This is a genomic window from Streptosporangium sp. H16 (assembly GCF_051918855.1).
Lineage (GTDB): Bacteria > Actinomycetota > Actinomycetes > Streptosporangiales > Streptosporangiaceae > Streptosporangium.
In genome coordinates, this window is the sequence record NZ_JBPXMD010000001.1 from 517,620 (window position 1) to 542,563 (window position 24,944).

At 73.8% G+C, this 24,944-nt stretch carries 6 protein-coding genes; all 6 read right to left on the reverse strand.

All coding sequences use genetic code 11. The annotated features are described in order from the left end of the window. Positions 1-4: 4 nt before the first annotated feature. The gene (locus tag ACTOQ2_RS02235; protein ID WP_440097914.1) at positions 5-3,313 is read right to left on the reverse strand and encodes a non-ribosomal peptide synthetase; all 3,309 of its coding nucleotides are present in this window, start codon (positions 3,311-3,313) and stop codon (positions 5-7) included. Continuing rightward, positions 3,310-3,519: an MbtH family protein gene (locus ACTOQ2_RS02240; RefSeq protein WP_440097915.1), complete on the reverse strand. Its 210-nt coding sequence runs from the start codon at positions 3,517-3,519 to the stop codon at positions 3,310-3,312. Before ACTOQ2_RS02240 ends, ACTOQ2_RS02235 begins: the two co-directional genes overlap by 4 nt. Next, positions 3,516-9,077, reverse strand: coding sequence for an SDR family NAD(P)-dependent oxidoreductase (locus tag ACTOQ2_RS02245; RefSeq protein WP_440097916.1), 5,562 nt, complete (start codon positions 9,075-9,077; stop codon positions 3,516-3,518). Before ACTOQ2_RS02245 ends, ACTOQ2_RS02240 begins: the two co-directional genes overlap by 4 nt. A 320-nt stretch (positions 9,078-9,397) precedes the next feature. Next, positions 9,398-14,497 carry an amino acid adenylation domain-containing protein gene (locus tag ACTOQ2_RS02250; protein WP_440097918.1) on the reverse strand — a complete coding sequence of 1,700 codons (5,100 nt, stop codon included), beginning with the start codon at positions 14,495-14,497 and terminating at the stop codon, positions 9,398-9,400. Between the two features lie 308 nt (positions 14,498-14,805). After that, complete coding sequence (locus ACTOQ2_RS02255; RefSeq protein ID WP_440097919.1) at positions 14,806-18,033, reverse strand: non-ribosomal peptide synthetase; 3,228 nt, start codon at positions 18,031-18,033, stop codon at positions 14,806-14,808. Further along, entirely contained in the window at positions 18,034-24,873 is a 6,840-nt protein-coding gene (locus tag ACTOQ2_RS02260) for an amino acid adenylation domain-containing protein (RefSeq protein ID WP_440097920.1), read from the reverse strand. Between the last annotated feature and the right edge of the window lie 71 nt (positions 24,874-24,944).

The window sequence follows — 24,944 nt, forward strand, 5'->3', positions numbered from 1 at the left end:
CAGGTCACTCATCCGCGGGGTCCTCCAGCGTGGCGAGCAGCGCCGCCAGCTCCTCGTCGTCGTCCCCGAGCTGCAGCTCCAGCACGGCGAGGGCGTGCTCGGTCACCGTGGTGATCTCGAAGCACCGCCGCAGCGGCATCTCCACGCCGTACGTCTCCCGGTAGCGGGTGACCAGCAGCACCGCCAGCAGCGAGTGGCCGCCGAGCTGGAAGAAGTCGTCCTCGACGCCGATGCGCTCGCGGCCGAGCAGCTCGCTCCACAGCGCGCACAACTCGGTCTCCAGCGGGGTGCGCGGCTCCGTGTACGGCGTGCCGAGGTCGGCCCGGCCAGAACCGGTCGGCGCGGGCAGCGCGCCCCGGTCGAGCTTGCCGCTGGGGCCGAGCGGGAAGTGGTCGATCCCGACGAACGCCTGCGGGATGAGCGCGGCGGGCAGCTTCTTGGCGAGCGTCCTGCGCAGCTCCGCGGTGAGCGCCGAGGCGTCTCCCGACCAGTCGACGTATCCGACCAGCCCGCGCCCGCCGGGGGCGTCGTCGCGCAGCGCCACGACCGCCCGGCGCACCTTCGGATGCTCGGCGATCACGGCCTCGATCTCGCCGAGCTCGACCCGCCAGCCGTGCACCTTCACCTGGTCGTCCAGCCGCCCCAGGAACTCGATGTCCCCGTCGGCGCGGACCCTGGCCAGGTCGCCGGTCGCGTACAGCCGCGAGCCGGGCGGCCCGTACGGATCGGGCACGAACCGCTCGGCCGTCAGGCCGGGGCGGCCCGCGTAGCCGCGCGCCACCTGGACCCCGCCGATGTGCAGGTGCCCGGGTACGCCGACCGGCGCCGGCCGGAGCAGGTCGTCCAGGACGTGCAGGCGGTTGCCCGGCATCGGCGGGCCGATGGGCAGCGTGTGCAGCGCGTCGACCCCCTCGGGCTCGACCCGCCAGGCGGTCACGTCGACTGCCGCCTCCGTCGGCCCGTACAGGTTGTGCAGCTCCACCCCGGGCAGCCGCTCGAAGAAGCGGGCGGCCAGGCGCGGCGGCAGCTCCTCGCCGCTGCAGATCACCCGCTTCAGCGAGCGGCACGACTCGATGCCGGTCTCCTCCAGGAACAGGGCCAGCATCGAGGGGACGAAGTGCGCGGTGCTCACCGAGTGCGCCTTGATCAGGTCGCGCTGGTGGTTGGGGTCGCGGTGCCCGCCCGGCCGGACCGGCACCAGGGACGCCCCGGTGACCAGCGGCCAGAAGAACTCCCAGACCGACACGTCGAAGCTCGTCGGGGTCTTCTGCAGGACCGCCTCGGCCGGGGTGAGGCCGAACCGGTCCTGCATCCAGGCGAGCCGGTTGACGATGGCCCCGTGGGTGTTGACGACGCCCTTGGGACGCCCGGTCGACCCCGAGGTGTAGATCACGTACGCGGCGTCGTCGGGACCGGTCACCGGCAGCGCCGTTCCTGAGGGCTGCGGTCCCCAGGTGTCGGGCGCGTCCAGCAGCACCGGTTTGACGGCGCCCTCGGGGAGCAGGTCGCGCAGGTGACGCTGGGTCAGCATCACCCGGGCCCCGCTGTCGGCCAGCATGAACGCCAGCCGCGACGGCGGGTACTCCGGGTCGAGGGGGACGTACGCCCCGCCCGCCTTGAGCACCGCGAGCAGGCCGACGACCAGCTCGGCCGACCGCTCGGCGCACACCGCCACCGGGCTGCCCCGCCGCACCCCGATCCCGCGCAGCCAGCGGGCCAGCTCGGTGGCGCGCCCGTCCAGCTCCGCGTACGTCAGCGTGGCGTCGCCGGTGACCACGGCGGGCGCGTCCGGCGTCCTGGCCACCTGAGCCTCGATCAGCGAGGTCAGCGTCGCACCGGCCCCGGAGGCCCCGGAGGCCCCGGAGGCCCCGGAGGTCACGGCGTCCCGCGCGCCGGCGGGACCGGTCCCGCCCGCCGTGCCCGCCGCGCCGGTCAGGAGGTCCACGACGCGCCCGGGGTCCTCACCGGCACCGAGCGCGACGACGCGGTCCCGCTGGGCGGGGGTCAGCAGCGGCAGCCGGGAGATCGGCGTCCCCGGGGCGGCGACCGCGGCCTCGACCAGCGTCTCCAGGCAGGCGCCGAACCGCTCGATCGTGGACCGGTCGAACAGGTCGGTGCTGTACTCCAGCCGGGTGTGCAGCCGCCCCTCGCGCATGTTGAGGTCCAGCTGCAGGTCCACCTTGGCGGTGCCGTTGGCGATCTGGCCCTCGTTGGTGTCGGCGGCCAGGTTGAACATCACCTGGTAGATCGGCGGCACGCTCAGGTCCCTGGTCGGCTGCAGCGCCTCCACCAGCCGCTCGAACGGCAGCTCCTGGTGGTCCAGGGCCTCGGCGACCGTGGTGCGCACCCGCCCGGCCGCCTCGGCGAACGTCGGGTCGCCGGTCAGGTCGGCGCGCAGCGCCACGGCGTTGACGAACATGCCGATGACGGGTTCGGTCTCGGGCAGCAGCCGCCCCGCGATGGGGGTGCCCACCACCACGTCGTACTGCCCCGACCAGCGGGCCAGCACGGTCGCGAACGCGGTGAGCATGACCGTGAACAGCGTCGAGTTCAGGTCCTTGGCCAGGCGCTGGATCCCGGCCGACACCTCGGGGGAGAACGCGCCCAGCTGCATCTCGCCCCGGTAGGAGCGGCTGCGCGGGCGCGGCCGGTCGGTGGGCAGGGCGAGGTCGGCCGGGATCCCGGCCAGCCGCTCCCGCCAGTGCGCCAGCTCGTCCTCGACGAACTGCCCGGTCAGCCGGTTCCGCTGCCAGACGGCGAAGTCGGCGAACTGGATGGGCAGCTCCGCCAGCTTGGGCTCGCGCCCCTCGCCGATCGCGTCGTAGCACTCCTCCAGCTCGTTGACGAAGACGTGGCTGGAGACGCCGTCGAACACGGTGTGGTCGAACACGCAGATCAGCCGCAGGTCGTTCTCGCCCATCCGCACCTGCCGCAGCCGCCACAGCGGCGCCTGGTCCAGCACGAACGGCGTGACCGAGTCCGACTTGGCCAGCCTGGCGAGCTCGGCCTCACGCTCGCCGGCGGGCAGGTGGGTGAGGTCGGTCTCGGTGAGCCGCACCGGGGGGACGGCGCCGCTGACGATCTGCACCACCTGGCCGTCCCTGAACTCGAAGACGGTGCGCAGCACCTCGTGGCGGCGTACCACGTGGGCGACGGCGGCCTCCAGCCGGCGTGGATCGACCGGCTGACGGGCGCTCATCGGCATGAGCATGCCGATGTTGTAGACGGCGAGCTCGGGTTCGAAGCGGGCGAGGAACCACATCCGCTCCTGCCCTGAGGAGGACGGGAAGACGTCCACCACCTGTTCTGTCATCCCGCGTCTCCCGCTTTCATCGCCTCGCGCAGGCTGCGCGGACGCATGTCGGTCCAGACCTGCTCGATGTGGGCCAGGCACTCGTCCTTGGTGCCGGTGAAGCCCGCGTCGTGCCAGCCGTCAGGGTTGTCGCGGCCCGAGGGCCAGATGGAGTACTGCTCCTCCTCGTTGAGGACGACCTTGGTGTCGGGAAGGGGTTCGCTCACTGCTGCTCACTCCTGCGGGGGAGACGGGGGATCATGGTCTGGTTCGCGGCCGGGGCGGTCTCCGCCGCCGGCGCGGTGGCGCGTGCCTGCTCGATCAGCGCGGTGACGCCGGCCACCGTGGGCTCCTCGAAGAGGCTGCGCATCGGCAGCCGCACGCCCAGCTCCTTGCGGATCAGGGCGATGAGCTGCACGGCGATCAGCGAGTTGCCGCCGAGCTCGAAGAAGTCGTCGTCGACGCCGATGCGCTCGCCGCCGAGCACCTCGCTCCACAGCCGGGCGATGGCGGTCTCGACGTCGCCGCGCGGCGCCACGTAGTCGTCGGCCGCCGCGCCGCCGGGACGGGGGCGGTCCGACACGGCGGCCGGGTCCAGCTCCGTCTCGACCGTTTCCTGGGTGACCGACCCGACACCGGCCAGGTAGGCGGCCACCGGGGTCGCGGCGATCACCACCTGCGCGCCGAGAGGGGTGGCCAGCAGCCGGTGGAACGCCTCGGCGCCCTCGGCGGGGCGGATGCCGACCGCGTCGGGGCCTCCGGCGGTCGTCGCGACCTGGCCGCCCTGGTCGGGGACGGTGACCGTGCCCGCCCGCTGGGCTCCGGCGTCGGCCGTCACCCCGGCCACCACGGCGTCGGTGTTGATGCGGCGCAGCACGTAGTCGGAGATCTCGGTGACGATCCTGCCACCGGAGTCGATGAGCGTCACGTCGACCGCCAGCACCTCGTCGGTGCCGCTGTCGCGGAAGCGCATGTGGCTCCAGAACCTGCCGGGCAGCCGGTCCCTGACGGTGATGCGGCCGTAGCCGAGCGGCAGGTAGTGGCCGACGACGTCGATCCAGGTGAAGGAGGTGGCGCTGTCCAGCAGTGCCGGGTGCAGGCCCCAGCCGTCCAGGTCCTCCGACAGCTCCGCGGGCAGCTCGAACAGGCCCAGGGCCTCGTTCTGGCCGATGTACCACTTCTGCATGTGGCCCCAGTGGGGGCCGAGCGTCAGCAGCCCGGACAGCGGCACGCCGCCCTGGTCGTCGGACGCGGGGGTGCAGCGCTCGATGATCGCCGTCACGTCGGCGTGCCCGGCCGGCCCGGCGTCGACCTTGGCCGCGGTGCCGCGCGCGTGGGTGCGCTGCTCGCCGCCGATGACGCTGCGCACCTGGAAGTCCGCGCCGTCGGCCTCGGTGCTGAACGTCACCCGTACCTCCGCGGAGGACCCGTCGGCCACCGACAGCGGCTCGACGAACACCACGTCGCGCAGCTCGACGGCGCCGGGGCCGGGCAGCACCACCTCACTGGCGCAACGGGCCAGCTCCAGGTGGCCGGTGCCCGGCAGCACCGGCACCCCGGAGATGCGGTGCCCGTCGAGCGCCCAGTGGGTCTCGGGGGAGAGGCTGCCCCCGGCCCAGCCGAGCTCCTCGCCGTCGGCCTCGTGCCAGGCGGAGATCACGGGGTGGTCGACGGCCCTGATCCGGTCACCGCGCTGCAGTGCCACGAACCCGGCGGGCGCGGCGACCTCGGCCGCCATGCCGACCTCCAGCCACTTGCCCCAGTTGGCGGAGACGACCGTGGCCGAGCCCCAGCCGTGCTCGCCCCTGGCGTGCGCGTCGAGGAAGTTGTTGGCCGCGCAGTAGTCGACCTGGCCGAAGCCGCCCGCGACCGCGGTGATCGACGAGCAGAGCACCACGGCCTCCAGGTCGAGGTCGCCGAAGGCCTCGCGCAGCGCGAGCGTGCCGACCACCTTGGGCGCCAGCACCTCCTCGGCGGCGGCCCGCTCCTTGATCTCGGCCATGCCGCCGCCGGGCAGTCCCGCGGCGTGCACGATCACGTCCACCCGGCCGAACCCGGCGATCGTCTCCTCCCGCACCCTGCGCATGTCGGCGGGGGAGGTGACGTCGGCGGCGAGCACCAGGACCTCGGCCCCGGCCTCCTCCATCCTGCGGATCGCCGCGATCGCCCGGCCCGCGCGGCCGGCCTCGTGCGCGTCCCACTCCGCCCGGTCGGGCAGCCCGGACCTGGACAGCAGGACCAGCCGTACCCGGGCCCGCGCGGCGAGGTCCTCGGCGAGCGAGATGCCGATGCCGCCCAGGCCGCCGGTGATCAGGTAGACCTGCCCGTCCCGGGGGCCCGCCTGCCCGCCGGCCGCCTCGGCCGTCTCCGCCGTCTCCGCAGAAGACGCGGGCACCTCCAGCTGCTCGTAGTGCTGCAGCCAGCGGCGGCCGCCCCTGATGCTCACGGTGGGCAGCAGCCCCGCCTCGTCCGGCTCGGGCCTCCTGCCCAGCTCCGCGGCGGCGTGCCTGGCCCAGTCGCGTCCCTCGACGTCGACGTGGCGCACCCGCAGCCACGGGGTCTCCAGCGGCACCACCCGGGGGAACCCGGCGAGGGTCGCGTGCTCAGGGCGGAGCAGGTCGTCGCCGGTGACGTCCTGGGCCCCCGAGGTGAACAGCGTCAGCTCCACCCCGTCGGCGGCGTCGGCGGGCTGCGCCGCGGTCAGCGCCTGCACCAGGGCCAGCACGCTGAAGAAGCCGCGGTCCTGGGCCTTCCAGGTCCCCTCGGTCCCGGCGGCGGGCTCACCGCCGACGGTCCACGCGTGGACCACCCGTCCCGGCACCTCGCCCACGGCCGACAGCAGCGCGTCGTAGTCGGCCCGCTCGGCGGGACGCACAGTGTGAACGCCTTCCGGGTTCTCCGAGGAGAACCCGTCGCCGGGCCGTACCTCGATCACCTCGGTCCCCGTCGCGCGCAGCGCGTCCACCAGCCCGGCCGAGCCGTCGTCGGCGAACACCAGGGCCCGGGTGACCGGCGACAGCGGCGCCGGTCCCGGCGGGACCTGCCGCCACACCGGCACACTGAACCAGCGGTCCAGCGGCAGGTCGTCCTCGACCGGCGCGGGGTTGGCCACGCCGCCGACGAACGCGCCCTGCGGGTCGGGGTCGATCCAGGCGCGCTGGCGCTCCCACGGGTAGGTCGGCAGCGAGACCCGGTTGCCCTCCTCGCCGAACGCCTCCAGCGCGACGCCGTTCACCCACAGGGTGCCGTACGCGGCCGACAGCACGGCAGTGTCTCCGGTGTCGCCACCGGCGTCCTTGGGGCCGGGCAGGGAGGGCAGCGGCGCGACCGCGCCCGGCGGGGTCTGCGCCCTGGCCAGCCCGGACAGCTGCCTGCCGGGGCCGCACTCGATCATGATCCAGTCGCCGTCGGCGAGCAGGGCCGCCACGCAGTCGCCGAACAGCACCGGCTCGCGCATGTGCCGGGCCCAGTACGACGGGTCCGTCGCCTCGTCCGCGGTGATCCAGGTGCCGGTCACGTTCGACAGGAACGGCAGGCTCGGCGCCGACCGCTCGACCCCGGCGACCAGCGCGTGGAACTCGCCCAGGATCGGGTCCATCATCGAGGAGTGGAAGGCGTGCGAGGTGCGCAGCTCCATCCTGCCGACGCCCTCCTCCTCCAGCAGGGCCGACAGCTCGGCGATCGAGGCCGGGGGACCGGCCACCACGCACGTGCCGGGTCCGTTGACGGTCGCCACCGACACGCCGTCGGTCAGCAGCGGCCCGATCTCGTCCGGCGCGAGCTGCACGGCGAGCATCGCCCCGGCGGGCATGCCCTGCACCAGGCGGCCCCTGGCGGCCACCAGCCGCAGCGCGTCCGGCAGGCTGAAGACCCCGGCCACGGTCGCCGCGACGTACTCGCCGATGCTGTGGCCGATCATCCCGGCGGGCTCGACGCCCAGCGAGCGCCAGAGCGCGGCCAGGGCGTACTCCACGGTGAACAGGGCGGGCTGGGTCAGCGCGGTCTGCCGCAGCCGCTCGTCGGCCTCCTCGCCGGTGGCGAAGATCAGCTCGCGCAGGTCCTCGCCCAGCACCGGCCGCAGGATCTCGGCGCACTCGTCGACCGCGTCCCTGAAGACCGCCTCGGTGCGGTACAGCTCGGCGCCCATGCCCGCGTACTGCGAGCCCTGCCCGGAGAACAGGAACGCCGGGCGCGGGGTGCGGCGTGAGGCGGCACCGGAGACCGTGCGCTTGGGGTCGCGGAGCGCGGCGACCGCGTCGGCGACGTCGGAGGCCACCACCGCGCTCCTGCGCGACAGCTCCCTGCGCCCCACCCGCAGGGTGTGGGCGACGTCGGCCAGGTCGGCGTCGGGGTGGGCCTCCAGGTGCGCGGCCAGGCGCTCGGCGGCGGCGGCCAGCGCGGTGTCGGTCCTGCCCGACAGCCGCAGCAGGTGCGCCGGGCGGGGCTCGCGCCCCTCGCGCTCCTGGCGGGAGGGCGCCGGCGCCTCCTCCAGCACGATGTGCGCGTTGGTGCCGCCGATGCCGAACGAGCTGACGCCCGCCCGCCGGGGGAAGCCGTTGCGCTCCCACTTGGTCGGCGTCCCCGTCACGTAGAACGGGCTCCGCGTGAAGTCGATCTTCGGGTTGGGGCTCTCGTAGTGCAGCGTCGGCGGGATCAGCCCGTTCTCCAGGGCCAGCACCGCCTTGATGATGCTGGCGATGCCCGCCGACTGGCCCAGGTGGCCGATGTTGCTCTTGACCGAGCCGATGCCGCACCACTGGGTGTCGTCGGTGTCCTGGCCGAACACGCTGCTCAGCGCCGCGACCTCGATCGGGTCGCCCAGCGCGGTGCCCGTGCCGTGCGCCTCGACGTAGGTGACGGTGCGCGGGTCGACCCCGCCCACCCCGAGCGCCTGGGCGATCACCGCGGCCTGGCCGTCCATGCTGGGCGCGGAGAACCCGACCTTGCTCGCGCCGTCGTTGTTGATCGCGTTGCCCAGGATGACCGCCCGGACGTTGTCGCCGTCCTCGATCGCCTCCGACAGCCGCTTCAGCACGATCACGCCGCCGCCGCTGCCCCAGATCGTCCCGGCCGCCTTGGCGTCGAAGGCCCGGCAGTGGCCGTCGGGGGAGACGATCCCGTCCTCGTCGTACACGTAGCCCTGGCCCTGCGGCAGGTCGAGCATCGCGCTGCCCGCCAGGGCCATGTCGCACTCGCCGTTGCGCAGGGCCTCGGCGGCGACGTGGATCGCGACCAGCGAGGTCGAGCACGCGGTGTGCAGGGTGTAGCTAGGGCCGCGCAGGTCCAGCTTGTACGACGACAGCGTGGCGCAGTAGTCGACGTGGTTGCCGACCATGACGGCGAGCCAGCCCGCGTTCGCGTGGGCCTGCGCGTTGCTCCTGATGTTGATCCACTGGTAGAAGTCCCCGCCGGAACCGGCGTAGACGCCGATCTCGCCCGGATACCTGAACGGGTCGTAACCCGCGTCCTCCAGGGCCGTGTGCGACAGTTCGAGGAAGAGCCGGTGCTGCGGGTCCCGGATCTCCGCCTCCCTGATCGACATGCCGAAGAACGCGGCGTCGAACCCCTGGTGGTCGTCGAGAATCATCGCGGCCGGTACGAAGTCCGGGTCGTCGAGAATGTGGTCGGGCACGCCGAGTGCCCGCTGTTCCTCGCGGGTGAAGTGCGTCAGCGACTCGACTCCGTCGGCGAGGTTGCGCCAGAACTGCCTGACGTCCCCGGCTCCCGGCACCCGGCACGAGAGGCCGATGATCGCGATCGGTTCGACGGTGGGCTCCTCGGCCATGCGGGGGTCCCTTTCTTCCATGCCTGGCGCGGTCGGCGCCGGTGCGGGGGGTTGGACGGGGATCGGTGCGGTTTCCGGTGCGCGAGGTCGTGCGGGTGGCGACGGGATCGCCGGCTCGGTCGTCGGGTGGGTCACCGGCCGGGTTCGCGCTCCGGGGGGTCGTGCGGTAGCCGGTTCGGTCTCGGATGTGAGGGGGTGGACGGGTGTCGGTCCGGCCTCGGGGGCCGAAGGGGGTGCGGATGTCGGTTCGGACGCGGGCCCGGATTCGGCTGCGGGGCCGCGTCCGGGCTCGGATTCGGGTGCGGGTGATTGCGCGGTTGTCAGCTCGGCTTCCTTGAGCGGTCCTTGAGGCGGTCCCGCCGCACGGCGAGCCGCCGTGCGGCGCGGTCGAGGCCCGGAGTGGGGCCTCCACCATCGAGATGCGCGGCCAGCGCGCGGATGGTCGGGTGGCGGAACAGGTCCACGATCGGGATCTCCCTGCCGAGGGCCGAGCCCAGGCGGGCCTGGACGGCGGCGATCGCCAGCGAGTGGCCGCCGATCTCGAAGAAGTTGTCGGCCGCGCCCACCCGCGGCACGCCGAGCACGGCCCGCCACACCTCGGCCACGGCCCGCTCGGTCGGGCCGGACACCTCCCCGCCCGCCTCGCCTCCCGGCCGGGACGCGGGGCGGCGTAGCGCGGCGCGGTCGACCTTGCCGTTGGGGGTGAGCGGCAGCGTGGGAACCACGATCACCTCGGCGGGCACCGCGTGCTCGGGCAGCACCGCGCGCAGGTGGTCGAGCAGCCGCGGCGCGGCCAGCCCTGGCCTGCGGGGCACCGCGTAGGCGTGCAGCACCGTCTCGCGCCGCTCGTCCCGGTCGGCCACCGCGGCGGCGGCCCGGACCTCGGGGTGGGCGGACAGCGCCGCCTCCACCTCGCCGAGTTCCACCCGGAAGCCGCGGATCTTCACCTGGTCGTCGCGCCGTCCGGCGATCGTCACCGTGCCGTCGGGGTTGAGGCGGCCGAGGTCGCCGGTGGCGAAGGCGTCCCCGGTGAAGCGGAGCCGGGTGAGCCCGGCGTCGAGATAGCCGGTCGCCAGGTTGGCGCTGCGCACGACCACCTCGCCCAGCTCGCCCACCCCGGCCCGGCCACCGTGCCCGGCGACCACGACCAGCTCGCTGCCCTCGATGCCGCGCCCCGCGGGGACGGGTTCCGCGCTCTCGCGCACCCCGGCGGGGATCTCGTACCAGGCGTGGGCCTGCGGGGTCTCGGTGGTGCCGTAGAAGGCCACCAGGCGGGCGGCCGGGACCAGGCGGCGCAGCCGCGCGGCGTCGGCGTGGGTGAGCCGGTCGCCGCCGGTCGCGACCAGCCGGACCTCGGGCAGCGTCGCGCCGGTCCCGCAGAGCATCCTGGCCAGCTGCGGGGTCAGGTGCAGGACGGTGACGCGGTGCTCGCGCAGCCACGCGACCAGCCGGACGGGGTCGCGGAGCAGTTCCCGCTCCGGCACGCACAGCCGGGCGCCGGTGGCGAGCGGCACGAACACGTCGCGCAGCGCGGGGTCGTGCGCCAGGCCCGACAGCAGGGCGAAGCGGTCGGCCGGGGTCACCGCGAAGGTCGCCGCGTACCAGGCGACGAAGTGCGCGAGCGGCCCCTCGCCGGTCACCACCGGCTTGGGGTCGCCGGTGGTTCCCGAGGTGAGCGACAGGTAGCCCCGCTCGGGGTGCGGCTCCCGCGGCGCCTCGCCCGTCTCCGGCGTCCGCGCGCCTGCCGGCCCGGTTTCGGACAGTCCGGTTCCGGACGGCCCGGTCTCCGGGAGCGTGATCTCCGGAAGGCCCTCCAGGGAGGGCGCGCCCGGGCAGCGCAGTGCCGCCACGGCCCCGGCGGCGGCGGCCTGGCGGGCCAGCACCGGCGCCGGGTGCGCCGGGTCGAGGATCACCCAGCGAGCCCCTGCGGCCAGCACCCCCAGCAGCAGCCCGGGAAGCTCGGGGACCCGCGCGGCGAGCACCGCGACGGCCTGGCCCGGCTCCACCCCGGCCGCGCGCAGCGCCGAGGTCGTGCGGTGGCGCAGCGCGGTGAGCCCGGCGTGCCCCAGGACCCGCCCCGCGCCCTCCACCACGACGTCGCCGTGCAGGGTGTCCAGCGGCCCGGGACCGTCCCAGACCGGCAGCGCGGCGGGCGGTTCCTGCGGGGCCAGCCGGGCCTCGCGCGCGGCCCCGCCCGGGTCGGCGAGCAGGTCGCCCAGCAGGTGCGCGTAACCGGCCAGCAGGGCGTCCATCCTGGCGGCGGAGAACAGGTCGGGGTTGTAGACGAGCTGCAGCGCGTATCCGTCGCCGCGCTCGCTGACGTACATCGTCAGGTCGAACAGCGCGCCCGGCAGCCCGGCCGGCAGCGGCTCGGTCACGCACCCCGGCAGGTCCAGCTTGGGCTCGGCGAAGTTGTACATGTTGAACAGCACCTGCGTCACCGGGTTGCGCCCCAGGTCGCGCGGCACGCGCAGCGCCTCCACGACACGCTCCAGCGGCACGTCGCCGTGGGAGACGACCTCGGCGAGCTCGTCGCGGCAGCGGGCCACGTGCTCCTCGAACGAGGCCTCGGGATCCAGCCGCAGCCGCAGCGGCAACATCCGCACGCACATGCCGATCAGCGACTCGAACGCGACATGCCCCCGGTCGGCGTACGGGGTGCCGACGAGCAGGTCCCGCTGCCCCGACAACCTGGCGAGCAGTTGCGCGAACGCCGCCAGCAGCACCGGGTACGGGGTGACCCCCAGCCGGACCGCCAGCTTCCTGACACGTTCTCCAATCTCGGCGTCAATCTCCGCTGTTCGGAGCGCTCCAAAAAAAGTTTGCACAGGTGGGCGGGGGGTGTCCCTGGGCAGGTCGAGCACCATGGGGGCGTCCCTGAGGTGCTCTCGCCACCAGTCGACCCCGTCGCCGTCCGAGCGCTCCCTCGACCAGCGCGCGTAGTCGGCGAACGACGCGCCCGCCGGCACCCGGGGCTCGCCGCGGTAGGCGGCGCTCAGGTCCCGGTAGAAGACGTCCTGGGACCAGCCGTCGAAGACGATGTGGTGCGCGGTCACCGCGAGCACGTGGTCGTCCTCGGCCAGCCGGATCAGCCTGGCCCGCACCAGCGGGTCGCGCGCCAGGTCGAACCGTGTCCGCGCCTCCTTCTCCAGCAGCTTCTCCAGCGCCGCCTCGGGGTGGGGGAGCGCCGAGAGGTCGTCGAGCGGGAGCGGCACCTCGCCGGGCGGGACGACCGTCACGTGGGGCACGCCGTCGCGGGAGGTGATCCGCCAGCGCAGCGTCTCGTGCCCGGCCACCACGGACTCCAGGGCGCCTCGCAGCGCGCGGTGGTCCAGCGGGCCGCGCACGCGCTCGGCCATCGCGATGTTGTGGGCGGGGGTGTCGGGGGCGAGCCGCTCCACGAACCACATGCGCCGTTGCGCGGGCGACAGCGACGGAGGCTCGCCCGAGGGGGAGGACCCCTCGGCGTCCCGCCGGGGGGCGTTCTCGACACCGGAGGAGAGGGCGCCGTAGGTGCGGGCCGCATAGACGTCCTCGACCGAGATGTCCCGGCCGAGCTCCGCCCTGATGGCCGACACCAGGCGCATCGCCCGCAGCGAGTGCCCGCCGCGCTCGAAGAAGTCGTCGTCGGGGCCGGGGGAGGGGGCGTCGAGCACCCGCGCCCAGATCCCCGCCAGTCCCGAGGCCTCGGCCGTGTTCCCGGTGGTGTCCCCGGTGGTGTCCCCGTTCGCGGTCCCGTTCGTGTCCTCGGGCGTCCCGGAGGCGTCCCTGGGGAGGGCGCGCAGGGCGGCGAGGTCGACCTTGCCGGAGGCGTTCAGCGGCAGGGAGGGAACGTGCACCACGCGGGTGGGCAGCATGTAGACCGGTAGCCGCCCGGCGCAGTGCACCCGCAGGGCGGCCAGCCCCGGCGCGTCCAGCGGCGCGACGTAGGCGACCAGCTCGCCGGGGGCGTCGACCACCGCCTGCGTCACCCCGGGGTGCGCCCGCACCACCGACTCGACCTCGCCGATCTCGACGCGCTGCCCCTGGATCTTCACCTGCCGGTCCAGCCGGCCCATGAACGCGATCCGGCCGTCCTCCTGCCAGGCGACGTGGTCGCCGGTGCGGTAGAGCCGCGCCCCGGGCACGCCGTCGAACGGGTCGGGCACGAACCTCTCGGCCGTCATGCCTGGCAGGCCCAGGTAGCCGCGGCTCACCTGGGGCCCGCCGATGTACAGCTCGCCGGGAACGCCGACGGGACACTCGCGCATGTCCTCGTCCAGGATGTGCGCCCGGCAGCCGCGCAGGGGGTACCCGATCGGCAGCGACCGCTCCCAGGTCCCCGACAGCTCGGTGCCGACCACGCAGACGGTGGTCTCCGTGGGGCCGTACCAGTTGTGGAAGCGGGTGTGCGCCGACCAGCGGGCCACCTGCTCGGGACCCGGCGGCTCGCCGGCCGTGACCAGGTCGCGCAGGTGCGGCAGCCGGGCCGGGTCGACCAGCGGCAGCAGGGCCGGCGGGACGAACCCCCAGGTGACGTCGTGCGCCTCCAGGAACCGCTGCAGGCGGCCCGGGTCGGTCCTGTCGTCGTCCGGCACCAGCTGCACGCAGCCGCCCACGGTGAGCGGCGCGAGCATGTCGAGCACCGAGACGTCGAACCCGAGCGCGGAGAACGCGATCGATCGGCAGGTGCCATCCAGGCCGAAGTGGGCCGCCGCGGCCGAGGCGAACGCGACCACGGAGGCGTGGCTCACGACCACGCCCTTGGGCCGCCCGGTCGATCCGGACGTGTACAGAACGTAGGCGGCGTTCCCCGGCAGTGCCGGGCCACCACCGACGATCTCGGCGGCGCGTTCCGCCGCGATTTCGGTCAGGTTTCCGGCCGGGGTTCCGGCGACGGTTCCGGAGCTGGTTTCGGACACGGTTCCGGTCGCGGCGCGCGTTTCCGGCTCGACCAGGGGACGCCCGCATCCGTCCAGCAGCATGCGGCCGTGGCCGTCGGCCACGACGACCGCGACGCCCGCGTCGTCGAGCACCTCCTCGAGCCGCCGGCGTGGATGCGCCGGGTCGAGAGGGACGTACGCGCCGCCCGCCATCATGATGCCGAGGACGGCGACGGTCATCAGCGGCGTGCGCTTGGCACAGAGGCCGACCCGGTCCTCGGGACGCACCCCGAGGACGCGTAGCCGCAGCGCAAGCGCGGTGGCGGCGCCGATCAGCTCGCGGTAGGTGAGGCTGGTCTCCCACTGGCGGATCGCCGGCGCGGAGGGCGTCCGCGCCGCCTGGGCGGCGACGAGGTCGCACAGCAGCGCGTCCGGGGCGATGTGGGATGGTCCGGCCGTCCAGGCGGCGGGAGCGGGAGCCGGCGGCGGCGCCGGTGGAGTGGACGACGGACCGTGCAACGAGGCGGACGACGAGTCCCCCCGCATCGCTTCGAGCATTCACCCCCCATAGCCCTAAACAGGGTTTTTGCCCTGTCAAGTATTCACAAGCGATAAGCCAGATCATTCCTATTATTTGCGTCATCGGCAGTCAAGGATTGAAAGTTAAACGTGTGTCGGAATGCCGGTTTCGGCCGCGCGGGAAGATCGTTGGCCGTTCTCACGCTCCGATATCGCCGCAGTTCACGGTGATATCGGGAACGGAAGGTGACCTGCCGCTTCCCTGCGTCGCGAGCCGTCTCACTCTGTGGACACCGAATGTGGCGGGAGGCTACCAAGAGCAAGTGTCCAAAATGCCAATTTCGGCCTTAGTTCACCGAGCTGTCATTTCGGTCGTACTCTCCGGCGATCCGCTCGGCCTCCTCGTCCGTGAGATCGTCGATCTCCGCGGCCAGGCACTCCTCCACCACCAGCGCCAGCCCGCGGACCGAACGCGTGGTGAACAGGGCGTTGAGCGGCAGATCGATGCCGACCGCCGAGCAGATCCTGGCGACGACCTTGGTGCCGAGCAGCGAGTGCCCGCCGACGTCGAAGAAGTCGTCGTCGATCCCGATGCCGTTCCTGCCCAGCACCTCGCACCAGATCTCGTGCACCAGCTCCTCACTCGCCGTGACCGGCCCGGCGGGCGCCGCCGACGCCTCCTCCGCGACGGGGGAGGGCAGCGAGGCGCGGTCGAGCTTGCCGTTGGGCAGCCGGGGGAAGTCCCGCACCGGCACGAAGAGGCTCGGCACCATCGTGGCGGGCAGCCGCGACGCCAGGAACGCCCGAAGCTCCCCGGCCGTCACCTCCCCGGCCGCCGCCCCCGCGCCCGTTCCCGCGCCCGCCTCCGCGCCCGTTCCCGCGCCCGTTCCCGCGCCCGTTCCCGCGCCCAGGCCCGCGCCGGCACCCGCGCCCGCGCCCGTGTCCACGTACGCGACCAGTGCCCGGCCGCCGGGGGCGTCCTCCCTGACCGCGGCGACCGCCCGCCGCACGCCCGGGTGCGCCGCCAGCGCCGCCTCCACCTCGCCCAGCTCGATCCGCACCCCCCGCACCTTCACCTGGTCGTCCGCGCGCCCGAGGAACTCCAGGGTCCCGTCCGGCAGCCGCCGGACCAGGTCGCCGGTCCGGTAGAGACGCCCGCCCCGGCCGAACGGGTCGGGCAGGAACCGCTCGGCGGTCAGGCCCGGCCGTCCCCGGTAGCCGCGGGCGACCCCGTCACCGCCCAGGAACAGCTCCCCGGCCACCCCCGCGGGCACCGGCTCCATCGCCTCGTCCAGCACGTACGCGGTGGTGCCCGCGACCGGCATGCCGATCGACATCGACTCCGCGCCCTTCGGCACCCGGTGCGCCAGCGACCAGATCGTCGTCTCCGTCGGCCCGTAGAGGTTCCACAGCTCACCGGCGACCCGGTGGATCCGCCCGGCCAGCGACATCGGGAGCGGCTCCCCGCCGCTGAACACGCGCGGCAGCCCGGCGGGCAGCCGCTCCAGGATCTCCTCCAGCACCGACGGCGGCGCCTGCACCGTCGTCACCCCCGCCTCCGCCACCAGCTCGCCCAGCCCGCCGTTGCCGTACGGGGGAGCCAGGACCACCGCGCCGCCCGCCGTCAGCGGGCCGAAGATCTCCAGCGCCGCGATGTCGAACGACAGCGAGGTCAGCAGCAGCATCCGCTCCCGCTCGGTGAACCCGAGCCCGGTGACGAGGTTCACCACCCCGCGATGCGGCACCACCACCCCCTTGGGCACTCCCGTCGACCCCGAGGTGTAGATCACGTAGGCGGGCGAGTCGGGAGAGACCGGGCCGGGAACGAAGTCGGACGCCCCGTTCATCGGCAGCGCGTCCAGCAGGATCGCCGGGGGATGATCCGACGGCAGCCGCTCCACCAGCGTCGAGCGGGTCAGCAGCAGCGGGCTGCCGGAGTCGGCCAGCATGAACCCCAGCCGCTCCGCCGGGTATTCCGGATCCAGCGGCACGTAGCAGCCGCCCGTCTTCAGCACCGCCAGCAGCGCCACGATCAGCTCGGGACTCCTCGGCAGGCACACCGCGACCGGCGTCTCCGCCCCCACCCCGCGCTCGCGCAGCCGCCGGGCCAGCGCGCCCGCCCGCTCCTCCAGCCGCCCGTAGGTGAGAGTCCCCTCGGAGGAGACGACCGCCGGGGCGTCCGGCGTCCGCTCCGCCCGCTCGGCGATCAGCTCGTGCAGGCAGCGCTCGGGGTAGGAGGCCCGCGGGCCGTGCCAGGAGGCCAGCAGCCTGGCCCGCTCCCGCCCGTCCATCAGCGGCAGCCGGGAGACCGGCAGTTCCGGGTCGTCGACGGCCGCGCCGAGCAGCGTCAGGAACGCCGACACCAGGCGGTGGATCGTGTCCTCGTCGAACAGGTCCGTGCTGTACTCGACCCAGCCCTCCATCCGCCCGTCAGGGTTGTGCAGCTCCATGGTGAGGTCGGCCTTGGAAGTGCCGTTGTTGTACCGGCCGCGCCCGTCCGCCGCGACCTGGTTGAAACCCACCTGGAACAGCGGCGTCCTGCCGGGGTCGCGGGGCGGGCTCAGCACCTCCACCAGCTTCGCGAACGGCACGTTCTGGTGGTCGAACGCCTCCAGCACGGTCGTGCGGACCCGGTCCAGCGCCTCGCCGAACGTCGGGTCGCCGCCCAGGTCGGTGCGGAGCGGCAGGGTGTTGACGAACATGCCGATCAGCCCGTCCAGCTCCGGCAACTCCCGCCCGGCGACGGGGGAGCCCACCACGACGTCGGTCCGCCCGCTCCAGCGCGCCAGCAGCACCGAGAACGCCGTCAGCAGCACCGTGAACGGCGTGGTGCCCCGCCGCCTGGCCAGCGCGCCCACCCGCTCGGTCAGCTCCTCGGGCACGGCGAAGTCCAGCGCCGAGCCCACGTACCTCATCTCCGCCGGGCGCGGCCGGTCGGACGGCAGTTCCAGCGGGACGCTCCCGCGCAGCCGCTCCCGCCAGTAGGCCAGGTCGCCGTCCAGCTCGCCGCCGCCCAGCCGGTCGCGCTGCCAGACCGCGTAGTCGGCGTACTGGATCGCCAGCTCGGGCAGCTTGGGCTCGCGGCCCTCGCGCAGCGCCCGGTAGACCTCGGTCAGCTCCCGCCACAGGACGCCGGCCGACCAGGCGTCGAAGATCGTGTGGTGCAGGACGAGCAGCAGCCGGCACTCCCCGCCGCCCAGCGTCACCAGCCGCACCCGCCAGAGCGGGGCGCTGTCCATCCGGAACGGCGCGCGCGCCTCCTCCGCGGCGACCCGCTCGAACTCCTTCGCCGCCGCCTCGGCGGGCAGCTCGGACAGGTCGGTCCTGGCCACCGAGACCGGTACCCGGTCCGCGATCGTCTGCACGACCCGCTCGTCGCGCAGCTCGAACGCCGTCCGCATCGACTCGTGCCTGTCCGCGAGCACCGCCAGCGCCCGCTCCAGGAGGTCGGGGTCCACCGGCCGCAGGTCGGCCGCCTCCGAGCGGATCGCGGTGTTGTAGACGGCCAGGTCGGGCAGGAGCTCGTGCAGGAACCAGATCCGCTCCTGGGCGAACGAGGCGGGAAAGACGTCCATCTAGACTTTCTCCTTCAGGCACTCGCGAAGCTGTTCCGCGATCACGGGCAGGGCGGCCGTCTCGCCCAGGGTGGCCAGCCAGTGCCACTGCTCCAGGGCGTGGCAGAGCCGGTAGAAGGCGAGCCGCTCCGGCCAGTCGTCGGGCAGGTCGCCGTACCCCTCCAGCAGGTACCGCCGCCGCTCCTCGTCGCCCCTGACCGCGAAGTAGTCGGTCCGCGCCAGGTCCATCAGCGGGTCGCCGCCCAGCGCGTTCTCCATGTCGATCACCCCGGTCATCCGCAGCGGGCCCCCCGGCCCGCCCTCCTCGGCGACCATGACGTTGCGCTCGTGGAAGTCGTTGTGGCACAGCACGGGGGAGTCGCAGCGCGCCGTCAGGTGGCGGTGGCGCGCGACGTACGCGGAGAGCTCCGCGTGCAGCTCCGGGTCCCCGCCGAACTCGGTGAACTGCGACAGCCTCAGGTCCAGCTGCCCGCCCACGTACGCCTCGTTGGAGCTCTCCTGCGGCCCGTCGATCGGCCCGAACCTCTCCACCCGCACGCTGTGCACCGCCCGCAGCGTCCGGCCCATCTCCCGGTACAGGACCGCGACCTCCTCGGCCGCGAGCCCGCCGGAGACCTCCGACAGCGGCCGGCCAGGCACCTTCGTCATCACCGCGTACGCGTGCGGCAGGTCGCGCCGCGAGACGTCCCAGTGCACCATCTCGGGGCAGGAGGCGCCGCTGCCACGCAGCAGCTCGTAGACGCGCGCCTCCTTGTGCAGCCGCGCCGCCAGCACGTCCGGGTAGATCTTCACGATGAGGTCGCGGTCGGCGCACCTGACCTCGTACACCGCGCTGATCTCCCCGCCGGTCCGCAGCACCACCTCCCGCACCTCCGCGTCCGGGTACGGGGTGCGCAGCACCGCCTTCGCGCGCTCCAGCGGCAGCGGCATCGTGATGGCCTTGGCGAACGCCGGGGCGGTCCAGGACACGCTCACCCGGTTGCCCACCCGCTCCCGCAGGATCTGGGCCCCGACCAGGTCGTCCGCCGGGGCGTCCGGCATCTCGTCGTCGAACCGCGACAGCACCCGCGTGCGCATCGAGATCAGCACGTGCACCGCGATGCCCAGGCCCAGCACGATGTACATGAGCGCCACGCCACGGCCCGGGCCGACGCCGATCACCGCGCCCACCGTCGGCGCCAGCGCGCCGCCGGGCACCAGCAGCGGGTTGAGCAGCCGCTCGCCCAGCGGCGCCACCACCGCCATGCCGATCGGCAGCGTCGACCACGACACCATCTGGTTGAACGACTGCACGCGGCCGTGGAAGCGCTGCGGCACCTTCGTGTGGATGATCGTCAGGAAGGTGCCGTTCACGATCGACAGGCAGCCCCACAGGCCGAACGCCCCGAGCCCCACCACCCACGCGACGGGCTGCGACCCGGTGATCACCGCGAACACCGACAGTCCCAGCGTCGCCAGCATCACGCCGCGCATCCGCCGGCGCCTCGGCCCGCCCCACAGCGCGATCACCATGCCGCCCAGCGCCCCGCCCAGGCCGCCGACGAAGGAGATCTGCCCGGCAACGGTCAGCGTGGAGAACGACAGCACCAGCGGCGTGATCGACAGCAGCAGCGCCGAGAGCATCACGTTGAGCGTCGCGAAGTAGATCATCGCCGCCCGCAGGTGCCGGTTGCCGATCGACATCCGCAGTCCCTGCGCGATCTCCTTCGACAGGGGCTCCCTGGGGGAGTGCGCCATCGTGTCAGGGAAGCGGATCAGCAGCAGCGCGCCCAGCACCAGCGCGAAGCTCGCCACGTCGACCACGAGGATGCCGCCCAGGCCGATGGTGGACAGCAGCGCGACGGCCGCCAGCGGCGCCGCGAACTGCGCCGTGCCGATCACCATCTGCACCACCCCGGCCGCGTGTCCCATGTACTCCTTCGGGACGAGCTGGGGGAGCGCGGTGGTGAAGCCCAGCCGCTGGAAGATCAGCGCGATCGACAGGCACGCGGTCAGCGGGTAGATGTGCCAGATCTGCAGGGTGTCCGTCCAGAACAGGGCACCCAGGACGAGCTGCGTGCCACCGGCCATGCAGTTGCCGAGGATCATCATCGAACGACGGCTCGACCGGTCCACGATCGCCCCGGCCAGCGGTGCGATCACCACCCCCGGCATGATCGACAACGCCACGAACAGGGCGAAGTCCACCAGCGACCCGGTGGTCAGGTAGATCCACACCGGGATCGCGAAGTCCGTGATCGCGGTGCCCACCATCGACACCAGCTGGAACGCCGCCACCACCAGGAACCGCCGCAGGCTGGGCGGCGGCGCCTTCATCCCGGCCCGCGCCCTCCGGGGACCGCCCGCCTTCCCGGGGCCGCTCCCGTTGGCGCTTCCGGCACCGCCCCCGCCCGCCGGGCCCGCCGCGTCCTTGCTGTCAGACCTGTCGGACCTCCTCCCGGAGCCCGGCGCTTCACGGGAGGCGGCGACCGTCACGGAGCCGGCCGCGTCTTCACCGTCCTCACCGCCCTCTTCCGGAGCGGAATCCGTCGCCCCCTCCGAGAGATCCGGGGCGGGGGAGTCGACGGAGACCTCCTCGACCCACCAGCCCGCCCCGGGGCCCCGCGAGGACCGGTCGAGCGTGCCCGCCGCACCGTACCCCATGGCGATGTGCGTGTTGGTGAGGATCTCCGACAGCTCGGCAGCCCGATATTTCAGGAAATAGTGGCCTGCCTCGTCCAGGATCACCAGCGCCGTCGTGTCACTCAGGAAGTGCCACTCCCGGTAGCGCTCCTGGTAGTAGTCGGTCGTCGGATCCTGCTCGCCCACCACCGAGATGACCGGCGCCCGCAGCCGCTCCACGCGCTCGGCCAGCACCCGCGTGAAGATCTCCTCCGCGATCAGGGTGTCACGCCGCTGGTTGCGCACCATGAACCGGATCTGCTCGTCGTCCAGCCCCGAGATGTCGGTGCCCATCGACTTCATCCGGTTCTCGTACACCCGGTCGCCGCGCAACCGGTCGTAGCGCGTCAGCCGCGCCAGCGGCCCGGCGATCCGGCCCCGCGGCCTGGCGAACGGGAAGATCGCCCCGATGTACACCGCCTCCAGCGCGCGGCCCCGCTCCTCCAGCCGGCGCGCCACCTCCACCACCAGCGCGCCGCCGATGCCGCAGTGCCCGTACAGGGCCAGGGGACCCTCGACGTTCTCCAGGATCTCGGTCACGCACAGGTCCGCGACCTCGTCGATCGGCCTGGTCTCCTCGTCCGGCAACCCGGGGTCGTGCCCGGGGAAGGCCAGCGCGTGCAGCGAGCACCCGTCGGGCAGCGCGTCGGCCAGCGGCTGGAAGATCAGCGGGCTGCCGCCGCCGTACGGCACGCACACGTACGTCATCAGCGCGGGCCCCGGCCTGGTCAGCTCGTACAGCAGGCTCCGCGGCCCCGCGGGACCCGCGGGCCGCTCCACCAGGGCCGCCAGCTCGCGCACCGTGGGGTGCTTGAACAGGTCCATCACCCCAACCGCGCGCCCGCCGACCACCGGCAGCGCCTTGCGCATCCGCGCCACCGCCTGGATCGCGACCAGCGAGTGGCCGCCCAGCTCGAAGAAGTCACCGTCGGCGCCGACCGACTCCAGCTCGAGCAGCTCCCGCCAGATGTCGGCGATCGCCCGCTCCACCGGCGTCCGCGGCTCGGCTCCCGGCCCCGCCGCCTCGGCACCCCGCCGCTCCGGCGCGGGCAGCGCCTTGCGGTCCAGCTTGCCGTTCGGGCTCAGCGGCAGCGCCTCCAGCACCACGAACGCCGACGGCACCATGTGGTCGGGCAGCGTCACCTTCAACGCCCGCCGCAGCTCCGCCCCGTCGAGCCCGTCGAGTCCCGCCCCGGCCGCGCTCCCGCCCGCGTCCGCGGGAACGCCCGAGGGAACGTCCGCGGGTACCACGTACGCGACCAGCCGCCTGTCACCCGGCGCGCCGTCCTCCCGCACCGTCACCACCGCCTCGCGCACCCCCGCGAGCCCGCGCAGCACCGCCTCGATCTCGCCCAGCTCGATCCGCTGCCCGCGGATCTTCACCTGGTGGTCGATCCGCCCCAGGAACTCGATCGCGCCGTCGCGGCGCAGCCGCACCAGGTCACCCGTCCGGTACAGGCGCGCCCCCGCCGTCCCGAACGGGTCGGGCACGAACCGCTCCGCCGTCAGGCCCGGCCGGGCGTGGTAGCCCATCGCCACCTGCGCCCCGCCGATGTGCAGCTCGCCGGGGACCCCGAAGGGCACCGGCCGCAGGTGCCGGTCCAGCACGTACAGCGAGGTGTTCTCCACCGGGTGCCCGATCGGCACCGTCGCGTCACCCGGGCGGCACCGCCACAGGCTCACGTCGATCGCCGCCTCCGTCGGCCCGTACAGGTTGTACAGCCCCGTCCCCGGCAACCGCCAGAAGAACCGCTCGGCCACGTGCGCGGTCAGCTCCTCGCCGCTGCACACCACCCGGCGCAGCGACCCGCACGCCTCGACGCCCTCCTCCTCCAGGAACGCCGCCAGCATCGACGGGACGAAATGCGCCGTCGTCACCCCCCGGTCCACGATCAGGTCCCGCAGGTACGCCGCGTCCCGGTGCCCGCCGGGACGGGCCAGCACCAGCCGCGCGCCCGTCACCAGCGGCCAGAAGAACTCCCACACCGACACGTCGAAACCCGCCGGGGTCTTCTGCACCACCACGTCGTCGCCGGTCAGCCCGTAGACGCCCTGCATCCAGCCCAGCCGGTTGCGGATGCCCCCGTGCGTGTTGGGCACCCCCTTGGGTCGTCCCGTCGACCCCGAGGTGTAGATCATGTACGCCGCGTCCGCCGACGTCGCCGACGGCTCCACGGGCGTGTCCGGCCCGTCGAGCGGGTCGTCCAGCACGACCGTCACCACCCCGCCGCCCGGGGGCGCCTCCCCCGGGCCCGCGCCCAGGTCCGGCACCTCGCGGGTGGCGTCCCGAGCCGCGCCCAGCGGGTCCCCGGGGAGCACGCCGAGCACCGCCCGCTGCGCCAGCAGCACCGGCACCGCCGCGTCGGCCAGCATGAACGCCAGCCGCTCCGGCGGATACTCCGGATCCAGCGGCACGTACGCCCCGCCGGCCTTCACCACCCCCAGCAGCGCCACCACCAGCTCGACCGACCGCTCCGCGCACACCGCCACCAGAGTGCCCGGACCCACCCCCAGCCCCCGCAACCGGTGAGCCAGCCGGTTGGCCCGCGCCTCCAGCTCCGCGTACGTCAGGCGCTCGTCCTCGAACTCCACCGCCACCGCGTGAGGCGTCCGGGCCACCTGGGCCTCGAACATCCCGCCCAGCGTCGCCCCGTCCGCGTACGGCTCGCCGGGACCCGTCGCGCACGCCAGCACCCGCTCCCGCTCCTCGGGGGGAAGGACGTCCAGCTCCGAGATCCGCGCCGACGGAGCCGCCACCACCGCCCTCAGCAGCGTCTCCAGCTGCGCGGCCATCCCCTCGACCGTGGCCGCGTCGAACAGGTCGCGGTTGTAGACGAACAACCCGCCCATCCCGTCCGGCTGCTCGGTCAGGAACAGCTCCAGGTCGAAACGCGTCGCCCTGGCCTCGAACACGAACGGCTCCACCGACAGGCCGGGCCAGCGCGTCCCCTCCCTGCGCCCGTAGCTCTGCAGCGCGAAGACCGCCTGGAACACCGGCGACCTGCTCACGTCCCGCTCGATGCCCAGCTCCCCGACCAGCTGCTCGAACGGCAGCTCCTGGTGCGCGTACGCCTCCGTCGTGGTCCGCCTGACCCGCTCCAGCAGCTCCAGGAACTCCGGGTCGCCCGACAGGTCCGCGCGCATCGCCAGCACGTTCACGAACATGCCGATCGCGCCCTCCAGCTCCCGCCGGGGACGCCCGCCCACCGGGGAGCCGACCGCGAAGTCGTCCTGGCGCGCGTACCGGCCCAGCAGCACCTGGTACGCCGCCAGCAACACCATGTACAGGGTCGTGTCGGACCTGCGCGCCAGCCGCGTCAGCCCCTCCACCAGCTCCCGGCCCATGTCGAAACCGTGCGAGGCCCCCGCGAACGTCTGCTCGCCCCGCCGCCGCCCGTCCACCGGGAGCTCCAGCGGGACCACCCCGGCCAGCTGCGACCGCCAGTACGACAGGCCGGCCTCGGAGACGGGCCGGTCCCGCTGCCACAGCGCGTAGTCGCCGTACTGCAACGGCGGCTCGGGAAGCTCCGTCCCCGAGTAACAGGCCCGCAGCTCCTCGGCGAGGATGTCGGTGGACCAGCCGTCACCGCAGATGTGGTGCAGCGCCACCAGCAGCACGTGATCCTCGGCGCCCGCAGTGCCCTCGCCGCCCTCGCCGCCCTCGCCGCCCTCGCCGCCCCCGGCGTCCCCGCCGCCCACCCGCACCAGCAGCGTCCGCAGCAGCGGTCCCCGCGCCAGGTCGAACGGCAGCGCCGCCGCGTCGCTCACCAGCCGTATCGCCGTCCGCTCGCCGTCCGCCTCCGCCCTCTCCAGCGGAATCTCGACCCGCTCCTCCACGACCGCCGTCGGACGCCCGTCCTCGTCGGCGGGAAAGCGCGTCCGCAGGCTCTCGTGCCTGGCCACCACCGTCCCGATCGCCCGCTCCAGCGCCGCGACGTCCAGCGGCCCCGTCAGCCGCAACGTCATCGGAATCGTGTACGCGGCGGTGCCGGGAGCGAACTGGTCCATGAACCACAGCCGCTCCTGCCCGAACGACAGCGGCGCGTCCTGTCCCGGCGGCCGCCGGGGGATCGTGAAGACCGGATCCGGCACGCGACGGCGCAGCCGTTTCTCCAGTAGTGCTCGCTTGGCGTCGGAAAGCTGTGTGCTGCTCAGGGACCGGCCAGGCGAGGACGTCACACGTGGCTCACTTTCCGCAGGGGGCTGAGACGCGCTCCGCGGACGGGAAACGCGTCAGGTCTCTCCTAAAC

Coding starts and splice junctions, on each gene's coding strand:
- ACTOQ2_RS02235 (WP_440097914.1), bottom strand. CDS start 3,313: ATGACAGAACAGGTGGTGGACGTCTTCCCGTCCTCCTCAGGGCAGGAG.
- ACTOQ2_RS02245 (WP_440097916.1), bottom strand. CDS start 9,077: ATGGCCGAGGAGCCCACCGTCGAACCGATCGCGATCATCGGCCTCTCG.
- ACTOQ2_RS02250 (WP_440097918.1), bottom strand. CDS start 14,497: ATGCTCGAAGCGATGCGGGGGGACTCGTCGTCCGCCTCGTTGCACGGT.
- ACTOQ2_RS02255 (WP_440097919.1), bottom strand. CDS start 18,033: ATGGACGTCTTTCCCGCCTCGTTCGCCCAGGAGCGGATCTGGTTCCTG.